The sequence below is a fragment of the Sphingomonas sp. R1 genome, assembly GCF_025960285.1.
In the GTDB taxonomy this organism is placed as follows: domain Bacteria; phylum Pseudomonadota; class Alphaproteobacteria; order Sphingomonadales; family Sphingomonadaceae; genus Sphingomonas.
Genome location: NZ_CP110112.1, coordinates 203,674 through 226,214, shown reverse-complemented (window position 1 = coordinate 226,214; position 22,541 = coordinate 203,674). Strand labels below are relative to the sequence as shown.

At 68.4% G+C, this 22,541-nt stretch carries 12 protein-coding genes; 4 read left to right on the top strand and 8 right to left on the bottom strand.

What is annotated here, in order from left to right; translation table 11 throughout:
* Nucleotides 1-12: 12 nt before the first annotated feature.
* From OIM94_RS19295 to OIM94_RS19280, 4 genes are all read right to left on the bottom strand, one after another.
* The gene (locus tag OIM94_RS19295; RefSeq protein WP_264610160.1) at nucleotides 13-1,893 is read right to left on the bottom strand and encodes a rhamnogalacturonan lyase; all 1,881 of its coding nucleotides are present in this window, start codon (nucleotides 1,891-1,893) and stop codon (nucleotides 13-15) included.
* Between the two features lie 70 nt (nucleotides 1,894-1,963).
* Nucleotides 1,964-4,960 carry a TonB-dependent receptor gene (locus OIM94_RS19290; RefSeq protein ID WP_264610032.1) on the bottom strand — a complete coding sequence of 999 codons (2,997 nt, stop codon included), beginning with the start codon at nucleotides 4,958-4,960 and terminating at the stop codon, nucleotides 1,964-1,966.
* A gap of 204 nt (nucleotides 4,961-5,164) precedes the next feature.
* The gene (locus OIM94_RS19285) at nucleotides 5,165-7,909 is read right to left on the bottom strand and encodes a DUF5695 domain-containing protein (protein ID WP_264610031.1); all 2,745 of its coding nucleotides are present in this window, start codon (nucleotides 7,907-7,909) and stop codon (nucleotides 5,165-5,167) included.
* A gap of 8 nt (nucleotides 7,910-7,917) precedes the next feature.
* Nucleotides 7,918-10,248, bottom strand: a complete 2,331-nt coding sequence (locus OIM94_RS19280) for a S9 family peptidase (protein ID WP_264610030.1) — start codon at nucleotides 10,246-10,248, stop codon at nucleotides 7,918-7,920.
* Nucleotides 10,249-10,441: 193 nt separating this feature from the next.
* On the opposite strand from OIM94_RS19280, the gene OIM94_RS19275 reads away from it, so the two are divergent.
* Genes OIM94_RS19275 through OIM94_RS19265 form a run of 3 tightly spaced genes read left to right on the top strand, consistent with a single transcriptional unit; the run spans nucleotide 10,442 to nucleotide 15,584 of the window.
* Nucleotides 10,442-12,805 (top strand): glycoside hydrolase family 127 protein, encoded by a 2,364-nt coding sequence (locus OIM94_RS19275; protein WP_319801157.1) that lies wholly within the window; start codon nucleotides 10,442-10,444, stop codon nucleotides 12,803-12,805.
* The gene (locus OIM94_RS19270) at nucleotides 12,802-13,845 is read left to right on the top strand and encodes an Ldh family oxidoreductase (RefSeq protein ID WP_264610029.1); all 1,044 of its coding nucleotides are present in this window, start codon (nucleotides 12,802-12,804) and stop codon (nucleotides 13,843-13,845) included. The genes OIM94_RS19275 and OIM94_RS19270 overlap by 4 nt, the downstream gene beginning before the upstream one ends.
* Nucleotides 13,842-15,584, top strand: a complete 1,743-nt coding sequence (locus tag OIM94_RS19265) for a DUF885 domain-containing protein (protein ID WP_264610028.1) — start codon at nucleotides 13,842-13,844, stop codon at nucleotides 15,582-15,584. The genes OIM94_RS19270 and OIM94_RS19265 overlap by 4 nt, the downstream gene beginning before the upstream one ends.
* A gap of 3 nt (nucleotides 15,585-15,587) precedes the next feature.
* Here OIM94_RS19265 and OIM94_RS19260 read toward each other — a convergent pair whose 3' ends face one another.
* From OIM94_RS19260 to OIM94_RS19250, 3 genes are all read right to left on the bottom strand, one after another.
* Nucleotides 15,588-16,958, bottom strand: coding sequence for a DUF1501 domain-containing protein (locus OIM94_RS19260; protein WP_264610027.1), 1,371 nt, complete (start codon nucleotides 16,956-16,958; stop codon nucleotides 15,588-15,590).
* Nucleotides 16,959-16,971: 13 nt separating this feature from the next.
* On the bottom strand, nucleotides 16,972-18,666 hold the full coding sequence (locus OIM94_RS19255) for a DUF1800 domain-containing protein (RefSeq protein WP_264610026.1): 1,695 nt from the start codon (nucleotides 18,664-18,666) through the stop codon (nucleotides 16,972-16,974).
* A 166-nt stretch (nucleotides 18,667-18,832) separates the two neighbouring features.
* On the bottom strand, nucleotides 18,833-19,813 hold the full coding sequence (locus OIM94_RS19250; protein WP_264610025.1) for an SDR family oxidoreductase: 981 nt from the start codon (nucleotides 19,811-19,813) through the stop codon (nucleotides 18,833-18,835).
* 89 nt (nucleotides 19,814-19,902) lie between these two features.
* Here OIM94_RS19250 and OIM94_RS19245 point away from each other — a divergent pair, with 89 nt between their 5' ends.
* Nucleotides 19,903-21,000 carry a lactonase family protein gene (locus tag OIM94_RS19245; RefSeq protein WP_264610024.1) on the top strand — a complete coding sequence of 366 codons (1,098 nt, stop codon included), beginning with the start codon at nucleotides 19,903-19,905 and terminating at the stop codon, nucleotides 20,998-21,000.
* A gap of 4 nt (nucleotides 21,001-21,004) precedes the next feature.
* Here the strand turns inward: OIM94_RS19245 and OIM94_RS19240 are convergent, their stop codons facing one another.
* Entirely contained in the window at nucleotides 21,005-22,465 is a 1,461-nt protein-coding gene (locus OIM94_RS19240) for a DUF4403 family protein (protein WP_264610023.1), read from the bottom strand.
* Nucleotides 22,466-22,541 lie beyond the last annotated feature (76 nt).

The following is a 22,541-nucleotide window of genomic DNA, read 5'->3' as shown; positions in this document are numbered from 1 at the left end:
ATCGACCCTGGACTATTTGTGCGTGGCGAGGTCGAAGGAGAGATGCGGCGGCTGATTATACGCCGTATTCTGCCAGGCGATCCCCAGCCGATAGACCGGGTCGTGCATCAGTGTCGGCAGCCGGATCGCGGTCGGCCAGGGCGTCGCGTAGATGCGCAGTTCGCGGCTGTCGGTGCTTGGCAGCACCAGCTCCTCGCGCCAGTCGCCGAGGAGGTCGGCGGAAAGCGAGGGGTTGCGCTTGGTGCCGTTGTTCGAGGTGGTGCCCGGCGGATCGAGCAGCAGCTTTTCACTGCTCGTCGTCCAGTCCCATTTGGTGATGCGGGTGCCGTCGAGCAGCTCGGCCAGCGCATCGCCGTCCCAGTAGATGCTGAAATTGGCGGCGCGCGGATGCCCGCCCGGGATCACCTTGCCGCGGGCGTCGTACAGCTCTGGCGAGTTGCTCGCCCAGGCTTCGGCGCCGGGGAAGCGGGGGTCGATATCCACCGCGATGCCGCGGCCGGTGTCCTTGTCGGCCGGCGTCGACCAGAGCAGTTCGCCGGTGCGCGCGTCGAGCATCGCCGCGCCGCGATTGCCGCTGCGGCGCATTTCCTCGTGGACGCCGAACTTCTCGAGGCCGGGCCGGGTGGGATCGAGATCGCCGACATGCAGGGTGTCGCCATGCCCGAGGCCGGAGGACCACAGCCCCTTGCCATCATCGTCGACCGCCATCGATCCGTAGATCACCTCGTCGCGGCCATCGCCATCGACATCGGCGACCGAGAGCTGGTGGTTGCCCATCCCCCCATATTTCTCGTTGCCGGGCGTCGCGCTGTCGAACAGCCAGCGCTGCGTCAGCTTGCCGTCGCGCCAGTCCCAGGCGGCAAAGGTGGAGCGGGCATAATAGCCGCGGCCGAACACCAGGCTCGGCCGGTGCCCGTCGAGATACGCGACCCCCGCGAGATAGCGCTCGGAGCGGTTGCCATAGCCGTCGCCCCACAGCGCCTTGAGGCCAGCCTCGGTGTCCGCACCGCGGGGCGGGGCATAGGGGGCGGTGGCGAGCGCGCGGCCGGTGCGGCCGTCGAACACGGTCAGATATTCCGGCCCGTCGAGAATGCGGCCCTTGAGGTTGGCCATCTTGCGCCCGTCGCTCGTGATCGTGGAGCCGGTGCGATCGGGCACCTCCACCGCGGCATCGCAGTGCCGCCAGTCCTTGGTCGGGTCGCCGATCGCCTTGCCCAGCCCATCGATCGTGCCATCGGCGGTCTTGATCGCGACCTCGGCGCGGCCGTCGCCGTCGAGGTCGAACACCATGAACTGGGTATAGTGCGCGCCCGAGCGGATGTTGCGACCCAGATCGATCCGCCAGAGCTTCCTGCCCTCCAGCGTATAGGCATCGATCAGCGTCTCGCCGGTATAGCCCGCGAACGCATTGTCCTTGGCGATGCTGGGATACCATTTGACGATCAGCTCGTAGCGGCCGTCGCCATCGAGATCGCCGACGGAGACGTCGTTGGCGCTGTAGCCATAGGTCTCGCCGTCAGGCGTGGTGCGGTCCGCCGGCTTGTCGAGCGGCACGGCGAGATAGCCCCCCGCCCACACGCGCACCGGTGCGCCCGCCGCGTCGCCGTTCACCGCCAGCGCATAGCGAGACGCGGGCGTTCCGGCCTTGTCGAGGAAGCTGGTCGGCTGGTTGGCCGCGATGCGCGCGATCGGCTTGCCGTCGCGGTAGAGCGTGAAGCGGGTGGATAGGGGGTCGGTGCCGAGCAGTCGCCACGCGACATGTACCCCGCCGCCGGTGCCCGGGACCGCGATCAGTGCGCGATCCAGCCGCTCCACCTGCCGCTCGTTCAGCCGATCGGTGGTCTGCGCCGCGAGCGGGGCGGCGAGGGCGGCGGCGATCAGGACGACACGCATCACGGCAACTCCTGGAAACGCAAAAATGCGGGCCGCCGAGGGTGAGGCGGCGGCCCGAGGGGAGGTCTTGTCAGAACTGGAAGTTGACGCCGAAATTGAAGGTGCGCCCGATCCGGGTCTGGAACAGCGTGTCGCGGCGGACGCTGTCGATGTAGAGGTTGTTGCGCTCGTCGGTGAGGTTCTGCGCCTCGACGATCAGCTTGAGGTGCTCGTTCACGTTGAACGACGCCGAGGCATCGACAAAGGTGTTCGGCGAATTGCCCTGCAGGTCGCTGCCCGGCGAGGCCGGGATCGCACGGATATACCGATCGCGGTAGCTCGCGGTGGCGCGGATGCTGAACTTGGAGTCCTCGTAAAAGACCGTGCCGCTCGCCGTGTTCTTCGACAGGCCGACCAGATCCGCCGTGGTGGTCACGGTCGGCACACCGCCCACGCTCGCCAGGATGTAGCGGATCTTGGAGGTGACATGGGTGTAGTTGCCCAGCACGCCGATATTCTTGAGGAAGCCCGGCAGGAAGCGCATCTGCACCTGTGCATTGACCTCCACGCCGTTCAGCTTGCCGCCCGGCGTGTTGAGCGGCTGGCCAATGGTGAATTCCTCGGTGGGGGCGGTGTTGGTATTGTCGAGCAGCGCGGTCGGCAGGCCCAGCTGGTTGAAGGGGATCTGGCTGGTGACGCGCTGGATGTAGGTTTTGATGTTCTTGTGGAAATAGGCGACCGAGAGGAGCGATCCGGGCTGGAAATACCATTCCACCGCCGCATCGAACGTGTCCGCGCGGATCGGATCCAGATAGGGGTTGTTGATGTTGCCCACCCGCGTCGTGGCGGTCACGCCGCTGGTAGGGGCGAGCTGGCCGAGATCGGGGCGCGACATCACCTTGGCGGCGGCAAGGCGCAGCAGCAGGTTGCGCGCCGGCTCGATCACCAGGTTGCCCGAGGGCAGCCAGTCGTCATAGCCGCGCACGACCTGGGCATATTGTCCACGCAGGTTGGTCGGCGTCTGACCGGCGGCGGCCACGCTGATATAGCCTGCGGCGAGCATGTCGGTCTTCACATAGCGCACGCCGACATCGCCGCGCACCTTGAAGGGCAGCGCGAGGCCGGTGTCGAAGGTCGCCATCGCATAGGCGCTCTTCACCGATTCCCGGATGCGCGAGGCAACCGCACCGCATTCGCTGCGGCAGAACTGGATCGCGTCATAGTTGAACACCTGCGACCATTTGTCCGCATCGATCGCCGCCCAGCTCTTCGGCGCGCCGCTGCCGAACAGCTGGTCGAGCCCGCTGATCTGGCGGGTGATGCTGGCGAGCGAGGTGCCCGCGGGCAGCGCCTGCACGAGCGTCTGCGCGGTGTAGGGCAGGGAGGTATAGGCGTTGAAATCGCTGCTGCGATACTGGCCACCGACCCGCAGCTTGAGCATTTCGCTCAGGCTGTAATCGAGGTTCAGCTCGCCGGTGAAATTGTCGGTCTGGTTCTTCGACGGCTTGCCCTGGAAGCTGAACCCGCCGAGCACCGTGCCGTCCGAACGGGCGGGGGCATAGTTGAAGTTGGCGGGGTTCGACACATCGAAGCCGAAGCCGATCAGCGGGGTGCTGCGGCCGTTGCGGAAGTCGATCGAGAAACCGGGTGTGTCGATCGCGTCCATGAAGGTCTGGAACCGCTTGGGATTCCACCACACCGACTGGTTCTTGCCGACCAGCATCTCGATCTGCAGCGCGTCGTTGAAGCGGTGCCGCAGATGCGTGTTGACCTGGAGGAAGTCCGAGATCCAGTGATCGACCAGTCCTTCCGAACGGACGTCGACGCCGTCGAACAGGCCGTAGCGCAGCGAACCGTTCGAGCTGAACTGCGCGTCGCGCACCGAGACCATCGGCTGGCCGTTGTTGGTGATCGAGCGGCCGAACGAGATGCCGGCGATGTAATTGTCACGGCGGGTCACGTCGAAGCGCGAATAGATCGCGTCGACGCCGATGTCCGTATCGTCATCGGGCTTGAACTGCAGCGACAGCGTGCCGCCGAGGCGCTCGGTATTCTGTTCCGAATTCACATAGCGCGGCAGGCGCGGCAGGAAGGCGCCGCTGCCCGGCACGTTGGGCAGATCGGCACGGCGCAGATTGGCGATGGTGTTGTAGGCAGCCGTGCTGCTGGTGCGCGGGTTGCCGGTGCTGCACATCGTGTCGCTCGCCCCCTTCGAGGCGACGTTCGGGCTGATCGGCGTATAGCCGATCGGCGTGCAGAAGGGCTGGATCGGCGCAGGGCCGCTGCCGTCCGGATCATAGCCGTTGGTGTTGGCGGAGAGGATATCGACCGCCGAATAGCCGACTTCGCGGATATGCCGCTTCTGATAGGCGAAGCTGGCCAGCACGCCGAAGCGGCCGTCGGCGAACTTCTTGCCGATCAGCAGGGATCCGCGCGGATCGGTCTTCTTGCTGATCTCGTTATAGACGCCGCGCAGCGTGGCGGTGAGGGTGAAATCCTTCTTGAGATCCAGCGGCTTGGGTGCGCTGAGGTCGACCGTCGCGCCGAGCGAGCCTTCCTCGACATCCGCCGACGTGGTCTTGCGCACCGCCAGCGCCGAGAAGATCTCGGTCGGGAAGACGTTGAAGTCGAAGCTGCGGCCGGAATTGCCCGCGCCGTAAATGTCGGACGAGCCGGTCTGCGAACTGCCTTCCATCCCGTTGATGCGGACACGGGTGAAGGCCGCGCCGAGACCGCGCACCGAGATATTGCGGCCTTCGCCGCCGTCACCGCGCGAGAGCGCCACGCCGGGCACGCGCTGCATCGATTCGGCGAGGTTGCTGTCCGGGAACTTGCCGATGTCCTCGGCGACGATCGAATCGACTGCCGCGGTCTCGTTGCGCTTCAGGCTTAGCGCGCTGTCCAGTGAAGCGCGGAAACCGCGCACGACGATCTCGGCCTCTTCGGCCGGCGGCGTGGTCTGGTCTTGTGCGGGGGGGCTGGCGGTCTGCGCCATGGCCGGCGCTGCCGCGGCGATGGCGACGGCAAGTGCGAACCCCGAGGCACCACCACGGACGGCAAGGCCGTGCAATGCGGAACGATGGGACATCTTTCCTCTCCCTAATGCTGGTTCCGAGGGCTGTGCGCCCGTCGGTCGTGTCGATCTTCGTCGCACTGTCCCAATATGTATTACGTAGTTCCATAATTTAGCCAAGAGATTTTTTCGCGCAGCACGGCCGCCCGCCGGCGCGTTGCGACGGGCGGCAAGGGACGACCAAGGGCAGGGGGCGCAGCGCGCGCGGCGCGTCGGGCTTCAGCCGGTCACGCGATCCAGCGTGACGGTGGTGGTGTCGGCCTGAAGCGGGACGGTCCAGGCGCCTCGCTCGGCCCGGGCGCCGTCGACGCGGTAGCCGCGCCCGGCAACGGTCTTCTCCAGCCGGATCCGGGCGACGGGCGTCATCGCGCGGCGCGGGTCCAGCGTCAGCGTGATGCCGCCGGTGGCCGGGACATAGCGGGCGTGCGCGATCTTGCCGGCTTCGAGGGTGATCCACAGCCCGGCCGGCGCCACAAACAGCCGGCTGCGCGCGCCGTCCCGGGGCGCGATCGTCACCGCGTCTGCGGCGATGCGAACATTGCCGCCATAGCCGAGCCAGCCGAAGCTCGGATCCTGGACCAGATAGGTGGCCGCGCCATAGGCATGGGCGAAATAGCCCGAGCCATAGTCGCCGCTATAGGGATCCCACGCCATCCGGTCCGGCCAGCTGTGGAACGCCGCCGATCCGAAGCCGTCGCGATCGATGTTGGTGATGCCGCCCATCAGCCCGCCATAGGCGACGCGGAGCAGATGGAGGTCGGACGGATTGGCGCGAAACGCCTCGAACAGCGGCAGCGCGTTGTTGGTCGAGCCATAATGGTGGATCTGCCGCTCGATGCGCGGATATTTGCCGCCATAGAGGAAATCCCAATAGCGCCGGGCATTGCCGTTATAGCCCCAATGCGGGATCAGCGGGTCGTAGCCGAGGATCACCTCCACGGTTTCCGCCGCCTGCTTGGGATGGCCGAAATAGCGCATCCAGGCATGAACCTCGGGCTGGCCGGTCGAATCCCACGCCATCTCGCTGCCGAACGGATAGGCAAGCGTGGCCCAATGGTCGGCACGGGACTTCATCAGCGCCTCGATCTGGGCGACGCCGTCGGCAATGCCTTCGCGCTTCAGATCGTCGAGGATGTCGACGAAGACCTCGCCCTCCATCTGCCCGAACTGGGTATAATAGGGGGCATCCCGCATCATCGCGACGATCGTCAGCCGGGCATGGTCGAGATACCAGCGCCAGTCGTGATGGGTGACGAGCCCGGGGTGGTTGCGCGCCAGCCGGTACAGCGTCCAATAGCCGAGCGCGACATGCGGATAGTTGAACGACCGCCCGAGATCGTCGGCGTCCTTCCTTGACCAGCTGGTCCAGCTCTTCCAGTTGGACGCCGGATCGTACAGGCCCGGCAGCGCCTCGGGATCATAGTAGAACAGGCTCTTCTTCACCGCCCCGATATGCGGGCCGTCGGCTAGCTGCAGCCGGCCGAAGATCGTCTTGTCGACCAGCGTTTCCAGTCGTTCGATCTCGGCCGGATCGGGATTGTCGAGCTGCTTCATGATCGCGGCGATCCAGCCGCCGGCGCCGCCTTCGTCGCTCATCCCTGCGATCCACACCCGCGGCTCCTGGGTCAGGATCTTGCCCGCCTCGCGATCATAGCTGAGGATCGCGGGCGCACGGCCGAACGGGTCCTTGGGATCGTCGAACCACTGTTTCGTCGTGGTGAACCGGCCGAGATCGGCCATGGTCTGCTCGAGCGGCTTGGTGACGAAATACTGCACCGTCTGGGTCGTGCCGTCGGCATAGGTGATGGTGAGGCGGGCGCGTCCCCAGCCGGTGCCCCGCACCGCATAGCGCCGCCAGCCGTTCACCATGCCCGCCGCGGTGATGGTCATCGCGGCGGCGGGCGAAACGTCCAGCTTGGTCACGGGCTGCGCGTATTTCAGGAAGAGCGATGCTTCGAGATCGCTCGGCACCACATAGCCGGGTACGCCCAGCGCCACCGGCCGCCCCTGCGCGACGAGGGTGGACTGGATGCCGCGGATGGACGGCGCCTGCACCAGCCGCACGCCGATGGTGCGCGCTTCGCCGGGGGCAAGGGTGAAGCCGGTCGGCGGGTTCCACTGCTCGCCGGCCTGGCGCCATTCCTGCTCGACAAAGCCCTTGGACGCCACCGTCCAGTCGTAAAAGCCTTCGGAGACCTGGCTGCGCCGGCTCTTGTCGGTGAAGATCGCCAGGGGCTCGCCCGGGTTCTTGAGCGGCGCGTAATTTTCCAGCGGCGTCCTGCCGTCGGGCAGCACCAGCAGCGCCGGGCCCTTGCCGTTCAGCCGCGTGACCTGGAGATAGCCGGCGTCGCGGCCGATATAGGGATCCACGAAGCTCGCCTCGGCGTGCGCGGTTTCCAGCGTGCGATCCTGGATGATGTTGTCGAACACCATCGGCAGGCCGAGCCCGCCGATCTCGACCGGGGCCGCCGAGCGATTGATCAACCGGAAGCGCAGTACCGGCACGCCGCCCGCGTTCGCCCATCGCCGCTCGACGCGCAGCGGAATGCCCTCGCCCATGCTGGCGGTGATGTCGGCGGCGGCGAACACGCCCGGGGTCAGCGGCAGCGACGCGATCGGCTTGCGCGCGCGGGCGGAGGCGAAGTCGCGCCAGGCGCTTCCGGCGGTCCGCAGGCGCAGGTTGATGTCGCCGATATGGTTGTAGCCGTCGCCTTGCCGCTCGGCCTCGCGCTTGCCGGGGACGAAGTCGAAGCCGGGCTCGGCGGCGGGGGAGAGGCGGGCGAGCGTGCCGGTGTCGCTGCGCAGCGCGAGCAGAAAGGCGCCGACGCGCATCGGCGTGGTGCGGATCGGCGGGAAGACCGGCCTGGCGGCGGGCTTCTCCTGCGCGACCAGGGGGGCTGCCAGGGGCAGGCTGCTGACCCCCGCGAGGGCGGCAGCGGCGAGGAGCAGGCGGGACACACGCATCGGGGATCTCACTTTTCGGGGCGCAGCAGCGGCAGCTCTTCGCGCCAGGCCGGCGTGTCGAAGCGGATGTCGGCGGGCGGCGCCTCGCCGAGCAGATGCTGCACGAAATAGTCGCGGAACTTGCGCCAGAAGAAGGGCTGGTAGACCGCGTGGGTGGTGTTGGGCAGCACCACCATGTCGACGTCGCGCCCCGCCCAGATCAGCGCGGTGGCGAGCTGGAAGCTTTCGGTGACCGGCACATTGTCGTCGATGTCGCCATGGATCAGCAGCAGCTTCGCGCCGAGATTGGGCGCGGCGACCATGTTCGAGTTGCGCGCCCAGTCGTTCGGGCTGGCGGCGCCCATCGTCACCTCGGGCCACCAGGCCTTGTCGAGCCGGAGATCGTGGTTGCCCGAGGAGGCGACTCCGACCTTGAAGAAGCCGGGGCGGCGGATCACGAAGCGTGCGGTATCATAGCCGCCCGCGGAACCGCCGAACACGCCCACGCGCGACAGGTCGAACTGCGGGTAGCGGGTCGCCATCTGGCGGATCAGCGCGATATGGTCGTCGAGCCCTACCTCGCCGAGATTGCGATAGGCGTGCATGCGGAAGGCACGACCTCGGCGCGAGGTGCCGCGCCCGTCGATCGACACCACGATCGCGCCGAGCTGCGCGACGCTCGATCCGGGCGCGAACACCGCGGCGCCCCAGCTTACCGGCACCTGGGTCGTGGTGGGGCCGGTATAGACATTGTCGATCACCGGATAGCGGCGGGCGGGATCGAACCCGACCGGGCGGTAGATCATGCCCCAGATCGGGGTGGTGCCGTCCGCCGCGACACCCTCGAACGGCTCGGGCATGCGATAGCCGCTGGCAAGCAGCGCCGACGGGTCGGCACGGCCCAGCTCGACCAGGATCCGGCCGTCCACCGCGCTGCGCACCACGGTGCGCGTCGGCTGGCTGGGCGTCGACATGGCGTCGACGAAGCTCTTGCCATCGGGCGCGACCTGCACCTCGTGGTGCAGCGGCTCCGGGGTGAGCAGCACCGGCGGTTCGCCGCGCGTGCTCACCCGGTAGAGCGCGGTGTAATAGGGATTGCGATCCTTTTCGCGGCCGACGCCGGTCACCAGGATCGCGCCCGAGGCGGCATCGACATGGTGAATGCCGATGACCTCCCATTCGCCGCGGGTGAGCGGGATGCCGCCCTCCGGGGCATCCGGCCGCACCAGATAGAGCTGCGCCCAGCCGCTGCGTTCGGAAACGAGCAGCTCGCCGCCCAGCTCGGGGGCGGGCTGGAAAAAGCTCGATACGACCGACACGTTCGGTGTCATCGCCTCGCGCGCCACCACCGTCGCGGCGCCGGTCTCCGGATCGGCCTGATAGACGGCAAGCTGCGTGTAGCCCCGCGCGGTCCATTGGGCGCGGACCTTGCCGTTCACCCAGCTCATGTCGGGGTCATTGGGGTAGAGCAGCGACTCGCTCGGGATGGCGAGCGGCACCGGCCGGGCCTTGCGCCTTTGCAGCGCCTGCTCGACGTCGATCACCAGCCGCGTCGCCTGGGGCAGCTTTTCCGCGCCGGCAAGCGGATAGATGTAGCGGAAGGTGCGCGGATAGATCGTCCCCGGCGGGGTTGCCTGGACGATGCCCAGCCGGATCACGTCGCGGGTGTCGAGCCGCCAGGTGACGATCCGCTTGCTGTCGGGCGACCAGCGGACCGAGACCGGCATCTTCGGGTCCTCGCTCCCTTGCGCGAGGATGTCGGCGAGCTGGGGGATGCCGCGGCCATAGGGCTGGTCGCGATTGCCGTCCTCGGTCAGCGGGGTCTCGCGGCCGGTCGCCGTCTCGACCGCGTGGAGGTTGGAGTCGCGCGCGACGATGCGGAAGCGACCGTCGGGCGACAGCGCATCGTCGCCGTCGGGGGCGCCCTTGGCGGCGGGGGCGAGGGTGCCGTCCGCGGTCCAGGTCCAGCGCTTGTCGAACGCGCTGAATTGAAGCGCACCGCCTTCGATCCTGGGATCCTCGATCGGCAGCGCCGCGGGCTTGAGCGGGCGTCCCAGCGCCTTGGCGAGCGCATCGGCGATCGCCGCTTCGGCCGCAATGGGGCGCGATCGCCCGCTCGCCAGATCATACCAGGCGACGACCCGCTCGCCTTCGCGGCCATGACGATAGACAATGCCGGTGCTGTCGGTCGCAAACACGGTCCGCAGGCTGCGATCGACCACGAGCTTCGACAGGCCGTCGCCGAGATAGCGATCCGCCAGCGCGTAGCGGGTCTCGATCGTAGGTGCCGGCGTCTGCGCGACGGCGACCGGCACGGGGAGCAGGGTTACCGCAAGCCCCTTGGCGAGCAGCCGCGCCATGTGCCCTCTGGTGCCACGCCGTTGATCCGCTACCATCCGTGCAATTCCCCCGTGCAGGATCGGCGGTAGACCATGGTCCGTACAGAGGGTCAACAATATTATACGATATAATATAGAGGCGGGCGCGTTGATGGGCCCGCTTGACCCCGGAGCAAAGCCTTCGTAGATCGTATACGATCGCAGAGGGGGCAACATGGCACGGACGCGGAGAGAATTGCTGGCAGGTGCCGGCCAGGCATTGCTCGCGGCGGGGACCCTGCCGGCCGCCCGCGCTGCAGATACCGCGATGCTACCGGCGAAGCTCTCGCCGCTGCCGCTCACCGCACTCCGGTTGCGCCCGTCCGACTATGCCCGCGCCGTCGAGGTCAATCGCCGCGCGCTGCTCCAGCTCGAGCCGGACCGGCTGCTCCACAATTTCCGCAAATATGCCGGGCTCACGCCCAAGGGCGCAATCTATGGGGGCTGGGAAAGCGACACGATCGCCGGGCACACGCTCGGCCATTATCTGACCGCGCTGGTGCTGACCTGGCAGCAGACCCGCGACCCCGAAATGCGCCGCCGCGCCGACTATATCGTGTCGGAACTTGCCGAGGCGCAGGCGAAGCGCGGAAGCGGCTATGTCGGCGCGCTGGGCCGCAAGCGGAAGGACGGCACGATCGTCGACGGGGAGGAGATCTTCCCGGAGATCATGCAGGGGCAGATCAAGTCCGGCGGGTTCGATCTCAACGGCAGCTGGTCCCCGCTCTACACCGTGCACAAGCTGTTCGCCGGGCTGCTCGACGTCCATGCCGGCTGGGGCAGTTCCCAGGCGCTGCAGGTGACGCTGGGCCTTGCCGGCTATTTCGAGAAGGTGTTCGCCGCGCTCGACGACGCGCAGATGCAGCAGATGCTGGGTTGCGAATATGGCGGGCTGAACGAAAGCTTCGCCGAGCTCTACGCCCGCACCCGCGACGCGCGCTGGATGGTGGTCGCCAAGCGGCTGTACGACGATCGGGTGCTCGATCCGCTGAAGGCACGGCAAGACAAGCTCGCCAACTTCCACGCCAACACCCAGGTGCCCAAGCTGATCGGGCTGGCGCGAATCCACGAGCTCACCGGGGATGCCGGTGACGCCACCGCTGCCAGGTTCTTCTGGGAGCGCGTGACCCAGCACCACAGCTATGTGATCGGCGGCAATGCCGACCGCGAATATTTCTCCGCGCCGGACAGCATCGCCCAGCACATCACCGACCAGACGTGCGAGCATTGCAACACCTACAACATGCTCAAGCTGACCAGCCACCTGTTCGCGTGGCAGCCGAACGGGGCGCTGTTCGACTATTATGAGCGGGCGCATCTCAACCATGTGATGGCGGCCCAGAACCCGGAGACCGGCGGGTTCACCTACATGACTCCGCTGATGAGCGGCGCCGAGCGGCAATATTCGCAGCCGAACGAGGATGCCTTCTGGTGCTGCATCGGCTCGGGGCTGGAGAGCCACGCCAAGCATGGCGAGGCGGCATTCTGGCAGGGCGAGGGGGCGCTGCTGGTCAATCTCTACATTCCCGCCGAGATCGACTGGCAGGCGCAGAAGGCGAAGCTGGTACTCGACACCGCCTATCCCTTCGAGGGCACGGCGACGCTCACGCTGGACCAGCTTGCCCGTGGCGGGCGGTTCGCGATCGCGCTGCGCGTGCCCGGCTGGGCAGAAGGCAAGGCGGTGGTGACGGTGAACGGCAGGCCGGCGGGAGCGAGCTTCGATCGCGGCTATGCGATCGTTGCGCGCCGCTGGAAGGCCGGGGACACGCTGGCGATCACCTTGCCGATGGCGCTGCGGCTCGAGGCGACTCCGGGGGATGACAGCATGGTCGCGGTGCTGCGCGGGCCGATGGTGCTGGCGGGGGATCTCGGCCCGACCTCGACACCGTGGCATGCCGCCGATCCGGCGCTGGTCGGCGCGGATCTGCTTGCCGCCTTCACCCCCGCTGCCGAGCCTGCGGTCTATGAGACGCGCGGGGTGGTGCGCCCTGGCGATCTCCGCTTCGCGCCCTTCTATCGCCAATATGCGCGGCGCAGCGCGGTCTATTTCAGGCGGTTCAGCGAGGCGCAGTGGCGGGAGGAACAGGCCGCCTTCCTCGCCGAGCAGGCGCGATTGAAGGACGTCGCCGCGCGCTCGGTCGACGTGATGCATCTGGGCGAGATGCAGCCCGAGCGCGACCATGACCTGCGCTCGGACATTTCCTACCCCGTCTCCTATCGGGGCCGGCAAGGGCGCGATGCGCGGTCGGGTGGCTGGTTCGACTTCACGATGAAGGTGAAGGAAGGCCCGCTGCTGCTCCAGGCGACCTATTGGGGCGGCGAGCGTGATCGCAGCTTCGACATCCTCGTCGACGGCGTGAAGCTCGCCACCCAGACGCTCAACGACAAGGAACAGCCGGGCAAGTTCTACGACGTCACCTATCCGCTCCCCGAGGCGCTGACCAAGGGCAAGAAAAGCGTGCGCGTGCGCTTCGTGCCCCATGATCGCAGCAGCGCCGGGCCGGTGTTCGGCGTCGTGCTGTTCACCGCCAGGCCATGAGCGCGGCGGTGCAGGAGACGGGCGTTCGGCTGACGCTGGACGAGGTTCGCACGCTGGCCCGGCGGGTGCTGCGTGCGGCAGGCCTCGCGGACGATCATGTCGAGGCCGTCGCCGAAACGATGGTTGCGGGCGAGCGGGACGGCTGCGCCTCGCACGGCATCTATCGGCTGCTGGTCGCCGCCAACACGATCGCCAAGGGAAAGGTGGCGCGCGATGCCGTGCCGCTTCTCTCTGAGCCGGCCCGCGCGCTGGCACGCGTCGAGGGCGGCGGCGGGTTCGCCCAGCTTGCCTTCGCGGTGGGCAAGCCGGCGCTGATCGCCAAGGCGCGCGCCTGTGGCATCGCCGCGCTGGCGCTCAACAACGTCGTCCATTTCGCCGCGCTGTGGCCCGAGGTGGAGGCGCTGGCGGAGGAGGGGCTGGTGGCGCTGGCCTTCACCCCCAGCCACGCCTGGGTCGCCCCGGCCGGCGGCGCGCGACCGGTGTTCGGCACCAACCCGATCGCGTTCGGCTGGCCGCGTCCGGCGCCGGCATCGCCCTTCGTCTTCGATTTCGCCACCAGCATGGTCGCGCGCGGCGAGATCGAACTGCAGCGCCGGGCGGGCAAGGCGGTGCCCGACGACTGGGGCGTCGATGCCGAGGGTCGGCCGACCACCGATCCCGCCGCGATCCTCGACGGCGCGATGCGCACCTTCGGCGGGCACAAGGGCTCGGCCCTCGCCGCGATGGTGGAGCTGGTCGCTGGGCCGCTGATCGGCGACTGGACCAGCGCGGAATCGATCGCTGCCGATGCCGGCGCGGGCGCCTCGCCGCTGGGCGGCGAGCTGATCGTCGCGATCGACCCCGCCGGGTTCCTCGGCGATGCGGTTGCCGGGCATCTGCTCCGCGCCGAGGCGTTGTTCGATGCGATCGAGGGACAAGGCGCCCGTCTGCCTTCGGCGCGCCGCTATGCCGCGCGTGCGCGCAGCCTTGCCGAAGGGGTGTGCATCCCCGACAAGCTCTTTGCCGAGATCCTAGCGCTGGAAGCGAGCCTCACTGCATGAAGCCCATTTTTCTCCTCACCGCCGCCCTGCTCGCCACCGCAGCCGCGCCCGCGTCGAAGCCGGCGAGCCCGGATGCCCGGCTCAAGGCGATCATCGACAGCGAATATACCTGGCGCGTCGCCCAGCAAGGGCCGGGCGAGGACAATCCGGCGGCGAAGGGCGGCCTGCCCGATGTCGGCCCGGCGGCACAGGCGGCGCGGCTGGCACGCTGGACGGCGGTGTCGCGTCAGCTGGCCGCCATCGACCCGGCCAGGCTGAGCCCGAAGGGCCGGATCGACTATCTGGTCTACAAGGGGCAGATCGAGGCGCTGCTCGCCGAACAGCGCTTCCGCGACTATGAGAAGCCGCTCACCTCGGACACCAGTTTCTGGAGCGACCTCGCCGGATCGGCGCGCGAAAGCTTTGTGCGCGAGGACCAGTATCGTGCGTATCTGCGGACGCTGCGCGACATGCCGCGCTATTTCGGCCAGAACATCGCCAATATGCGCGCCGGCCTCGCCCGCGGGTTCACTCCGCCCAAGGTGACGCTCACCGGCCGTGACATCGGCGTGGCGCAGGTGGTGGAGGCGCCGGTCGAGCAGAATCTCTACTACACGCCCTTCCAGAAATTCCCGGGCGCCATCCCCGCATCGGTCCAGGCCGAGCTGCGCCGCGAAGGTGCGGCGGCGATCCGCGAGGCGGTCATCCCCGCGCATGCCAAGCTGCTCGACTTCCTGCGCAAGGACTATATGCCCGGCGCCCGCACGCCGCTGGCGGCAACGACGCTGCCCGACGGCCAGGCCTATTACCGTTCCAAGATCCGCGAATATGTGACCCGCGACATGACCGCCGACGAGGTCCATGCCATCGGCCTGCGCGAGGTGGCGAAGATCCGCGCCGAGATGATGACGGTGAAGGCCGAGGCCAGGTTCGACGGCGACCTGCCGGCCTTCCTCACCTTTCTGCGCACCGATCCGCAATTCTACGCCAAGACCCCGCGCGAGCTGCTGTATCACGCCGCCTGGGCGGCCAAGCAGTTCGACGGCAAGGCCGGCCAGTATTTCGGCCACCTGCCGCGTCGCCGCTTCGCGATCGTGCCGGTGCCGGACGATCTCGCGCCCTTCTACACCGGCGGCCGCGGGGGGCCGGGCGTCTATCTGGTCAACACCTATGACCTCAAGTCGCGGCCCTTCTATCAGCTGACCGCGCTGACGCTCCACGAAAGCGCGCCGGGCCATGCCTTCCAGATGCCGCTCGCCAACGAGAACAAGGCGCTGCCGCCGTTTCGCCGCGACACCTATCTCTCCGCCTATGGCGAGGGCTGGGCACTCTATTCGGAGAAGCTCGGCGTCGAGATGGGCATGTACGAGACGCCCTATGATCACTTCGGCATGCTCAGCTACCAGATGTGGCGCGCGGCCCGACTGGTGGTCGATACCGGCATCCATGCGATGGGCTGGACCCGCGAGCAGGGCCAAGCCTTTCTCCGCGACAACACCGCGCTCAGCAACCACGAGATCGAGACCGAGGTCGACCGCTACATCGCCTGGCCGGGCCAGGCGCTGAGCTATTATATGGGCGAACTTGCGTTCCTCGACGCCCGCGCACGCGCGGAAAAGGCGCTGGGGCCCAAATTCAACATCCGCGCCTGGCACGATGCGATGCTGCAGCTGGGATCGGTACCGCTGACCGTGATCGACAGCCGCACCGACCAGTTCATCCGCGAGGGCGGCAAGGGCCCCTATCCCGACGAGGAATGAGACTCAGGCCCTGAACAGCGCCAGCGGCCCGCGTCCGGCGCTGCTCCAGGTCGACCAGTTGGGGAAGACATAGGGCAGGTCGGCATCCGCCACGCCGTGCCAGCGGGCGATCGCGCCGAGATATTCCTCCTGCGCCACCGCCGGCACGAAACGGCCTTCCTTGGTGATGTCGTCGGCGCCGCCCAGCACCGGATCGGGATAGCGGCCGAGCACCGCGCCCGGCGCCACATCGCCGCCCATCACGATGTGGTTGCTGCCCCAGGCATGGTCGGTGCCGCTCTGGCCGTTGCCGAGATAGGTGCGGCCGAAGTCGCTCATCGTGAAGCTGGTGACGTTGCCCGCCAGCCCCAGCGAGCCCATCGCCTTGTGGAACCCCGCCATCGCCATGGCGAGATCGCCGAGCAGATTGGCGTGCAGGCCGGTGGCGGTACTGCCCGCCTGCACCTGGCCGGAATGGGTGTCGTAGCCGCCCTGGCTGACCAGGAAGTTCTGGCGGGCATGGCCGAGCGTGCCGCGCGCGGCGATCATGCGCGCAACGATCATCAGCTGCTTGGCGAGATCGCTGGTCAGCGCAGCGCCGGTCGTGGGATTGACGAAGAACGCATCGGTCGGCGCGGTGCCGGCGAGGATCGTGTTGGCGGTGACGGCCTGGTCGTAGCTGCGCGTCACGTCCCCCGCGACGCCGTCGAGCACCGCATAGCCATCGGCATTGCTGCCGAGCGCGGTGATCGCGCTGTTCTTCGCGGTGCCGCCGGCGGTGAACCCGCTGCGCGCGGGCAGGCCGCCGCTGCTGGGCAGGATCAGCGGCGTGGTCTGGCGCCCGAGCACGCCCACCGTCGCGCCGGCCAGCGAGATCACCGGGGGCAGGCTGCCGCCCGACATCTTGTCGGCGATTCGGCCGAGGAATCCGTCGCGGCTGGTCTCGCGCGCGCGCAGACCCTGCCAGTGATCCTGCTCGTCCGAATGGCTCATCAGATTGGCCGGACGCAGATCGGTGCGCGACTGGTAGGTCGCCTTGGTGAGCGGCGCGAACAGCGTGCCTGCGTTGAGCACCAGCGCCAGCGCGCCCTCGTCCCAGATCGGCCGCAGCGCCGCCATCGCCGGGTGCAGCGCATAGCTGCTGTTGGTCAGCGGCGTCAGCGAGGTGCGCGGGATGCCGACGCTCCCGCGCGACGCCAGATAGGCGCTGTGCCGGGCATCGGTGGGGATCACCATGTTCCAGCCGTCATTGCCGCCGAACAGGAAGATGCCGACCATCGCGCGGAAGCTGCCGGTGGGGGCGGCGATGGCAGCGGTGCGGCCGAACTGGCCGAGTGCGGCGAGCGCGCCGGTGCCGGCGGTGAGGCGAACGAAATCGCGGCGGGAAAGCGACATGGGCGGGGGGTCCTCAGCGATCGACCAGGAACATCGGGCTGGTGCCGGCGACGTAGAGCATCATCTGCGCCCGCTTGCGGGCCTGCAGCTTCGGATCGGCAATGGTGACGGCGACGCCGGCGGCCTTCAGCGCGTCGCGCTGCGCCTTGGTCAGGCCGTTGGCGAACAGGAGCAGGTTGATGCGATCGACCATGCCGTCGACATTGTCGCCGAACGCCTCCCAGTCGGCCCAGACCGGCACCGAGCCCGAACTGCCGGGAATGGTGCTGACGGCGGCATATTCGCTGCGCCCGGCATCGCCGCTCACCGTCCAGTCATAGACGAGGTTGTGGAGCCGCAGCACGGTGCTGCTGGTCAGCAGCTTCGAGGCAGGACTGCGAAGGGTGGCGCTGCCCGGCAGCGGGAAGTCGTCCGGATAGAAGTTGAACACCGAGGGCGCCCGCATCACCGGCTGCGCGATGGTCGCGTCGCGCACCTGGAAGACATAGCCGTCGGTGGTGACGCCGATCGCGCGCGCAAGGCTGGTCATCGCCAGCACCGGTTCCTTGAGCTTGCCGCCGCTCGACGGCTGGGGGGTGCGTGCCTCGGCATCGGTGAGGATCGCGCGGACCACCGCCTTCAGGTCACCGCGCACGCCGCTGCCGTTGTTGACGAACACCGCGGCGACCCGACCGATATAGGCCGGCGAGGGATTGGGGGTGACGAGGTGGGTGATCAGGTGGCGTGCAACAAAGGGCGGCGTCGAGCCGTGGTTGAACGCGGCGTCGATCACGGCCGCCACGCTCGCCTGCTGCGAGGCGCCGGCCGCTACCGTGGTGCCGAGGAATTTCTTCTCGGCACTGTCGTAGCGACCGGGCACCGCGATCATCGGCTGGGCATAGGCGATCGCCTGATTGTCCGTGGCGGCGGCATTGCCGACCCGCGCATAGGTCCAGCCGGTGAGGGCACGGGCAACCTCCCGGATATCGTCGGCGGTATAGTTGGGAATGGTGCCGCCGCTGGCGTCGCGCTGCGGCGTGCCGTCCATCGCCAGCTGGTCCGGCCCCATCGAGAAGAGCTGCAGGAATTCGCGGGCGTAGTTTTCGGATGGCGTGCCGCGGCGGCTGTCCGCCATGTCGAGATAGTCGCCCATATAGCCGTTCATCGTCACCGCGAGCAGCAGATCGCGATAATTGCCGAAGGCATTGGTCAGGAACAGCTGGTTGAACGCGGCGATGCCTGCGGTCGAGCGGACCGCCGCTTCGGAGGCGACGATCATCTGCGAGAGGGCGAAGGCGACCCGCTGGCGCAGCTGATCGGGCGCGGTGATGGCGTCGGCATAGAAGCGCATCGCCACCGGCGTTCGCGTGAAGCGCAGCGTCGTGCACGCCGTGTCGCCGGCGGCGCAGCTGTCGCTGCGCACGTCGGTGGCGAGATCGGCATAGGTGCTGCCGGTGGCGCCGAACTGCTCGTCGAGCCAGCCCGGGACCCCCAGCGCGCGGATGCGCTCGACCAGCGCGACCGTGGGTCCGAAACTCGCCTGCTGCGCCAGGCGGACGCTGTCGTCCAGGGTGACGCCGGCCGGCGTCGGCGCGGGAGAGGGGGCCGCGGCCGGACCGACCAGACCGCCGCCGCTCGTGCCGCCGCCACCGCCGCCATCGCAGGCGGCCAGCAATGCCAACCCCATGGCGGCACCCGCCGCCAGGAACTTCCTCGATACGCTAGACACGCCCCCGGCTCCTTGCACCGTCGCAGTGGCAACCGGGGTTGTTCTAGGCGCAGTACGGTTAAGGAGCGGGTCGCAAGCATAGTTAGCGAAAGCTTGCCGATGCGGGTTCGGCAGGCGTTGGGGGTGATCGGCGATGCGTTCGGGCTATGCCGTTGCCCGGGTGGCGTCAGACGGCGCCGGTGCCGCCATTCGCCCCGAACACGCTGCCATCGGTATAGCTGAACTCGTTCGAGGCGAGCGCAACGTAGAGCGGTGCCAGCTCGGCCGGCTGGCCGGCACGGCCAAGCGGTGTATCCTGGCCGAACTTGCCCATCTCGCCCGGCAGCTGGCCGCCGGCGACCTGCAGCGGCGTCCAGATCGGCCCCGGTGCCACGGCATTCACCCGGATTCCCTGCTTGGCGAGCTGCTTGGCCAGGCCCTTGGTGAAGATCGCGATTCCGCCCTTGGTGGTGGCATAGTCGAGCAGTTCCTTCTCGGGCGCGAAGGAATTGACCGAGGCGGTGTTGATGATCGCTGCGCCGGGCTTCATCAGCGGGATCGCCGTCTTGGTGATCCAGAACATCGCGTAGAGATTGGTCTTCAGCGTGCGATCGAACTGCTCGAAGCTGATCTCCGCGATCGAAGCCTTGGACTGCTGGTAGGCGGCATTGTTCACCAGGATGTCGAGCCCGCCGAGCTGGCGATGGGCGCGGGCGACCAGATCGACGCAGAAGCCCTGATCGGTGAGGTCGCCGGGGAGCAGGACCACCTTGCGGCCCTCGCCGCGCAGCAGCTTGGCGACGTCCTGCGCATCGGGTTCCTCGGTCGGAAAATAGTTGATCGCGACGTCGGCGCCCTCGCGGGCAAAGGCGATCGCCGCGGCGCGACCGATGCCGGAGTCGCCGCCGGTCACCAGTGCCTTGCGCCCGGCCAGCTTGCCCGATCCGCGATAGCTGCGCTCGCCGCAATCGGGCACCGGCTGCATGTCGCGCTGGAGGGCGGGCCATTTCTGGCGCTGCTCGGGAAACGGGCGATCGGTATATTTGGTCTGCGGGTCGGGTGCCGGCGCCGTGCTCGCGGCTTGCGCGAAGGCGGGCCCGGCGGCAGTAGCGGCACCTGCGGCCGCAGCGGTTTTCAGAAGATCGCGGCGGCTGGCTCCGGTGGTCATGGTGCTGCTCCCTGTTGCGTGGGGTTCAGCGCGCGGCCACCGCAAAGGTTCAGCGTTGACGGCAAGAAAGCGAAAGGCTTCAATACCCTATGACCCATTCCGCACCTTCGCTGAGCCGTCGCGCGCTGCTCGGCTCCGCGGTCGCGCTCGGCGCCTGCCCGACCGCGCTGCTGGCCCGCACGAACGACACCGGCCTGATCGCCGGCACCTATCGGAACGAGGGCGGCCCCGGCCTGGTGCCGCTGCTGCCCGGGGCCAAGGGCTGGACGACCGGCACGCCGCTGCCGGCAATCCGCAATGCCTCGTTCGGCGTGCGTGGCGCGACCGGCCTGCGCTACCTGCTCGACGAGCAGGCCGAAGGGCGGCTCGGCGTCTATGATGCCTCGTTCAGACGGATCGCGGACGCATCCACGCTGGGCGCCGATCCGTGCCATGCCGCCCTGTCGCAGGACGGCCGCCGGCTGGCGGTGGCCAATTATTCGAGCGGCAGCGTCGCGCTGTTCGCACTGGATCCCGCCGGTCGCCCGATCGGCGAGGCTCGCCGGATCGCGCACGAGGGCAGCGGCCCCAATCGCGAGCGCCAGACGGGCCCGCACGCGCATTGGGTGGGCTTTACCGCCGGGGGCACGCAGCTCCATTCGGTCGATCTCGGCGCGGACGCGGTGTTCCTGCACCGGATCGGCGCGAAGGGCGCGATCGACACCAGCATCGCCTATCGTACCGATCCCGGCGCGGGCCCGCGCCACCTGGCGCGCCATCCGAAGCTGCCGATCGCCTATCTGGTCACCGAGCTGGCCAACACGGTGACGGTGCTGCGCGCGCACCCCGATGGCCGCTTCACCGCGCTCGCCATGCTCTCGACGCTGCCCAAGGGTTTCACCGGCGCCTCTGCCGGTGCGCATATCGCGGTCAATCGCGGCGGCACGCGGCTCTATATCTCCAATCGCGGGCATGACAGCATCGCGGTGTTCGCGATCGACCGCGCCGGCGGGCTGGCGCCGATCCAGCATGCCGCGTGCGGCGGGCACTGGCCCCGGCTGTTCCTGCTCCGCGAAGAGGCCGGCGAACTGCTCGTTGCCAACGAGCGTTCGGCCAACATCGCGCGGCTGGCCCTGGCGAAGGACGGGCGGCTGGGCCCGGCCGCGCACGGGACCGATCTGCCCGGCGTGGTGTTCCTCTCGGCCTGACCGCTCAGCGGGCGAGCCGCACGGTCGCCGTTCCCTCGGCCCATACCGGCAAATACAGCCCCTGGCCCGATGCCTGGAGCGCGCCGGTGCGGGTGCGGTCCATCCGGGCATCGATCCTGAGCGGCCCCTCGCGCCGGCTGGCGATCGCACGGCTGACCTTGCCGAGCAGCTCGGCATAGTCGCGCTCGAAATTCTGGGTGAGGGCGCCAGCGATGAAGCCGCTCATCCCGGGGGCGTTCATCAGCTGCAGGATGAGGTCGCCGCCGGTCATGTCGGTGGTGCCGCTGACCCCCAGATTCTGGAAGTCGACCCGGCGCGAATTGGGCAGGTTGACCGGCGTCGCGGTCAGCCACACGGTGCCGCGCGTTCGCCCGATCCGCCCGGCTACGTCCTCCGCCGAGAAGAGCAGACCCACTGCCATCTGCTTGCCCTTGGTACCGTAGATCGTGGCCTTTTCGAACTTCGCCCGCACCGGCCCGACGCCCGGCACCTCGAACGGCCGCGCCTGGCGCTTGACCAGCGCCTTCATCAGCACCGGCTCCAGCTCCTGATAGTCGGCGATCACCGGCAGGAACAGCGAGACCTTGCCGATCTGCCCCGTGAGCGGTTGCATCGCGGGCAGCGGGGTAGGGGTGGGATCGGCCGGTCGCTGGCCGACAAAGGTCTCGGTCCGTGCCTCCATGCCGAGCCGCAGCTGGAGATGGTTGCCGCTGATCGCATAGCCGCCATAGCGCAGCTGCTTGGGCGTCACCCGCATCCACACCGGCGGATCCTCGCGGTTGAGCGACAGGGTGGTGAAGGCCGACCGCCATGCCTCCTCGATCTTCTTGCGCACGCCCAGCTTCTGCAGCTCGCGCGGCAGTTCGCGCTCCAGCTTGGCGACGATCGGCGCCAGCTTGCGATCCGCCTGGCGGGTGAACTCGATGCGCTGACCGAGCAGATCGACGTGCGGGGCATCGGCCCAGGCATAGTCGATCGAGATCTTGCCGTGCGGCGTCCAGTCGGGGGCGAGCGAGAGACGGATCACGGCATGGGCCATCGCGTCCGCGGTTGCCGTTTCGCGCGCGACGCCCGCGACATTCTCAGCCCGGACGACCGCGTGCAGCGGCATCGCCAGGCGGATCGTCTCGCCGCTGCCGCCGATCGTCATCCGGCCGCGCGTGACGTCGCCGACGATGCGGCACTTGATCTTCGGCGTCTTGACGGTGGCGATGCCGAGATCGACGCGCTTGGAATCGACGCATGTCTGGCCGGCGGCGTCGATGCCCCACAAACGGCGCGGCACCGCCCGTTCCAGCGCGGCGGCCAGATCGGTCAGACCGGCGTCGAGCGGCAGGGTGAGATTGGAAAGCTCGGGCGGCACCGTGATCTTGTCCTGCGCCTTGGGCGGCGCGCCGTCGCTGCGCTTGCCCGTGCAGCCGGCAAGCGCAAGCGCCGTCATCGCCAACAGATACCGTGCGCGCATTCCATCCCTCTCGTTGTCTCGCCGGAACGAACCGCCTGAACCCATCAGGCGGCAATCGCGTTCCCACGCGGCTTGG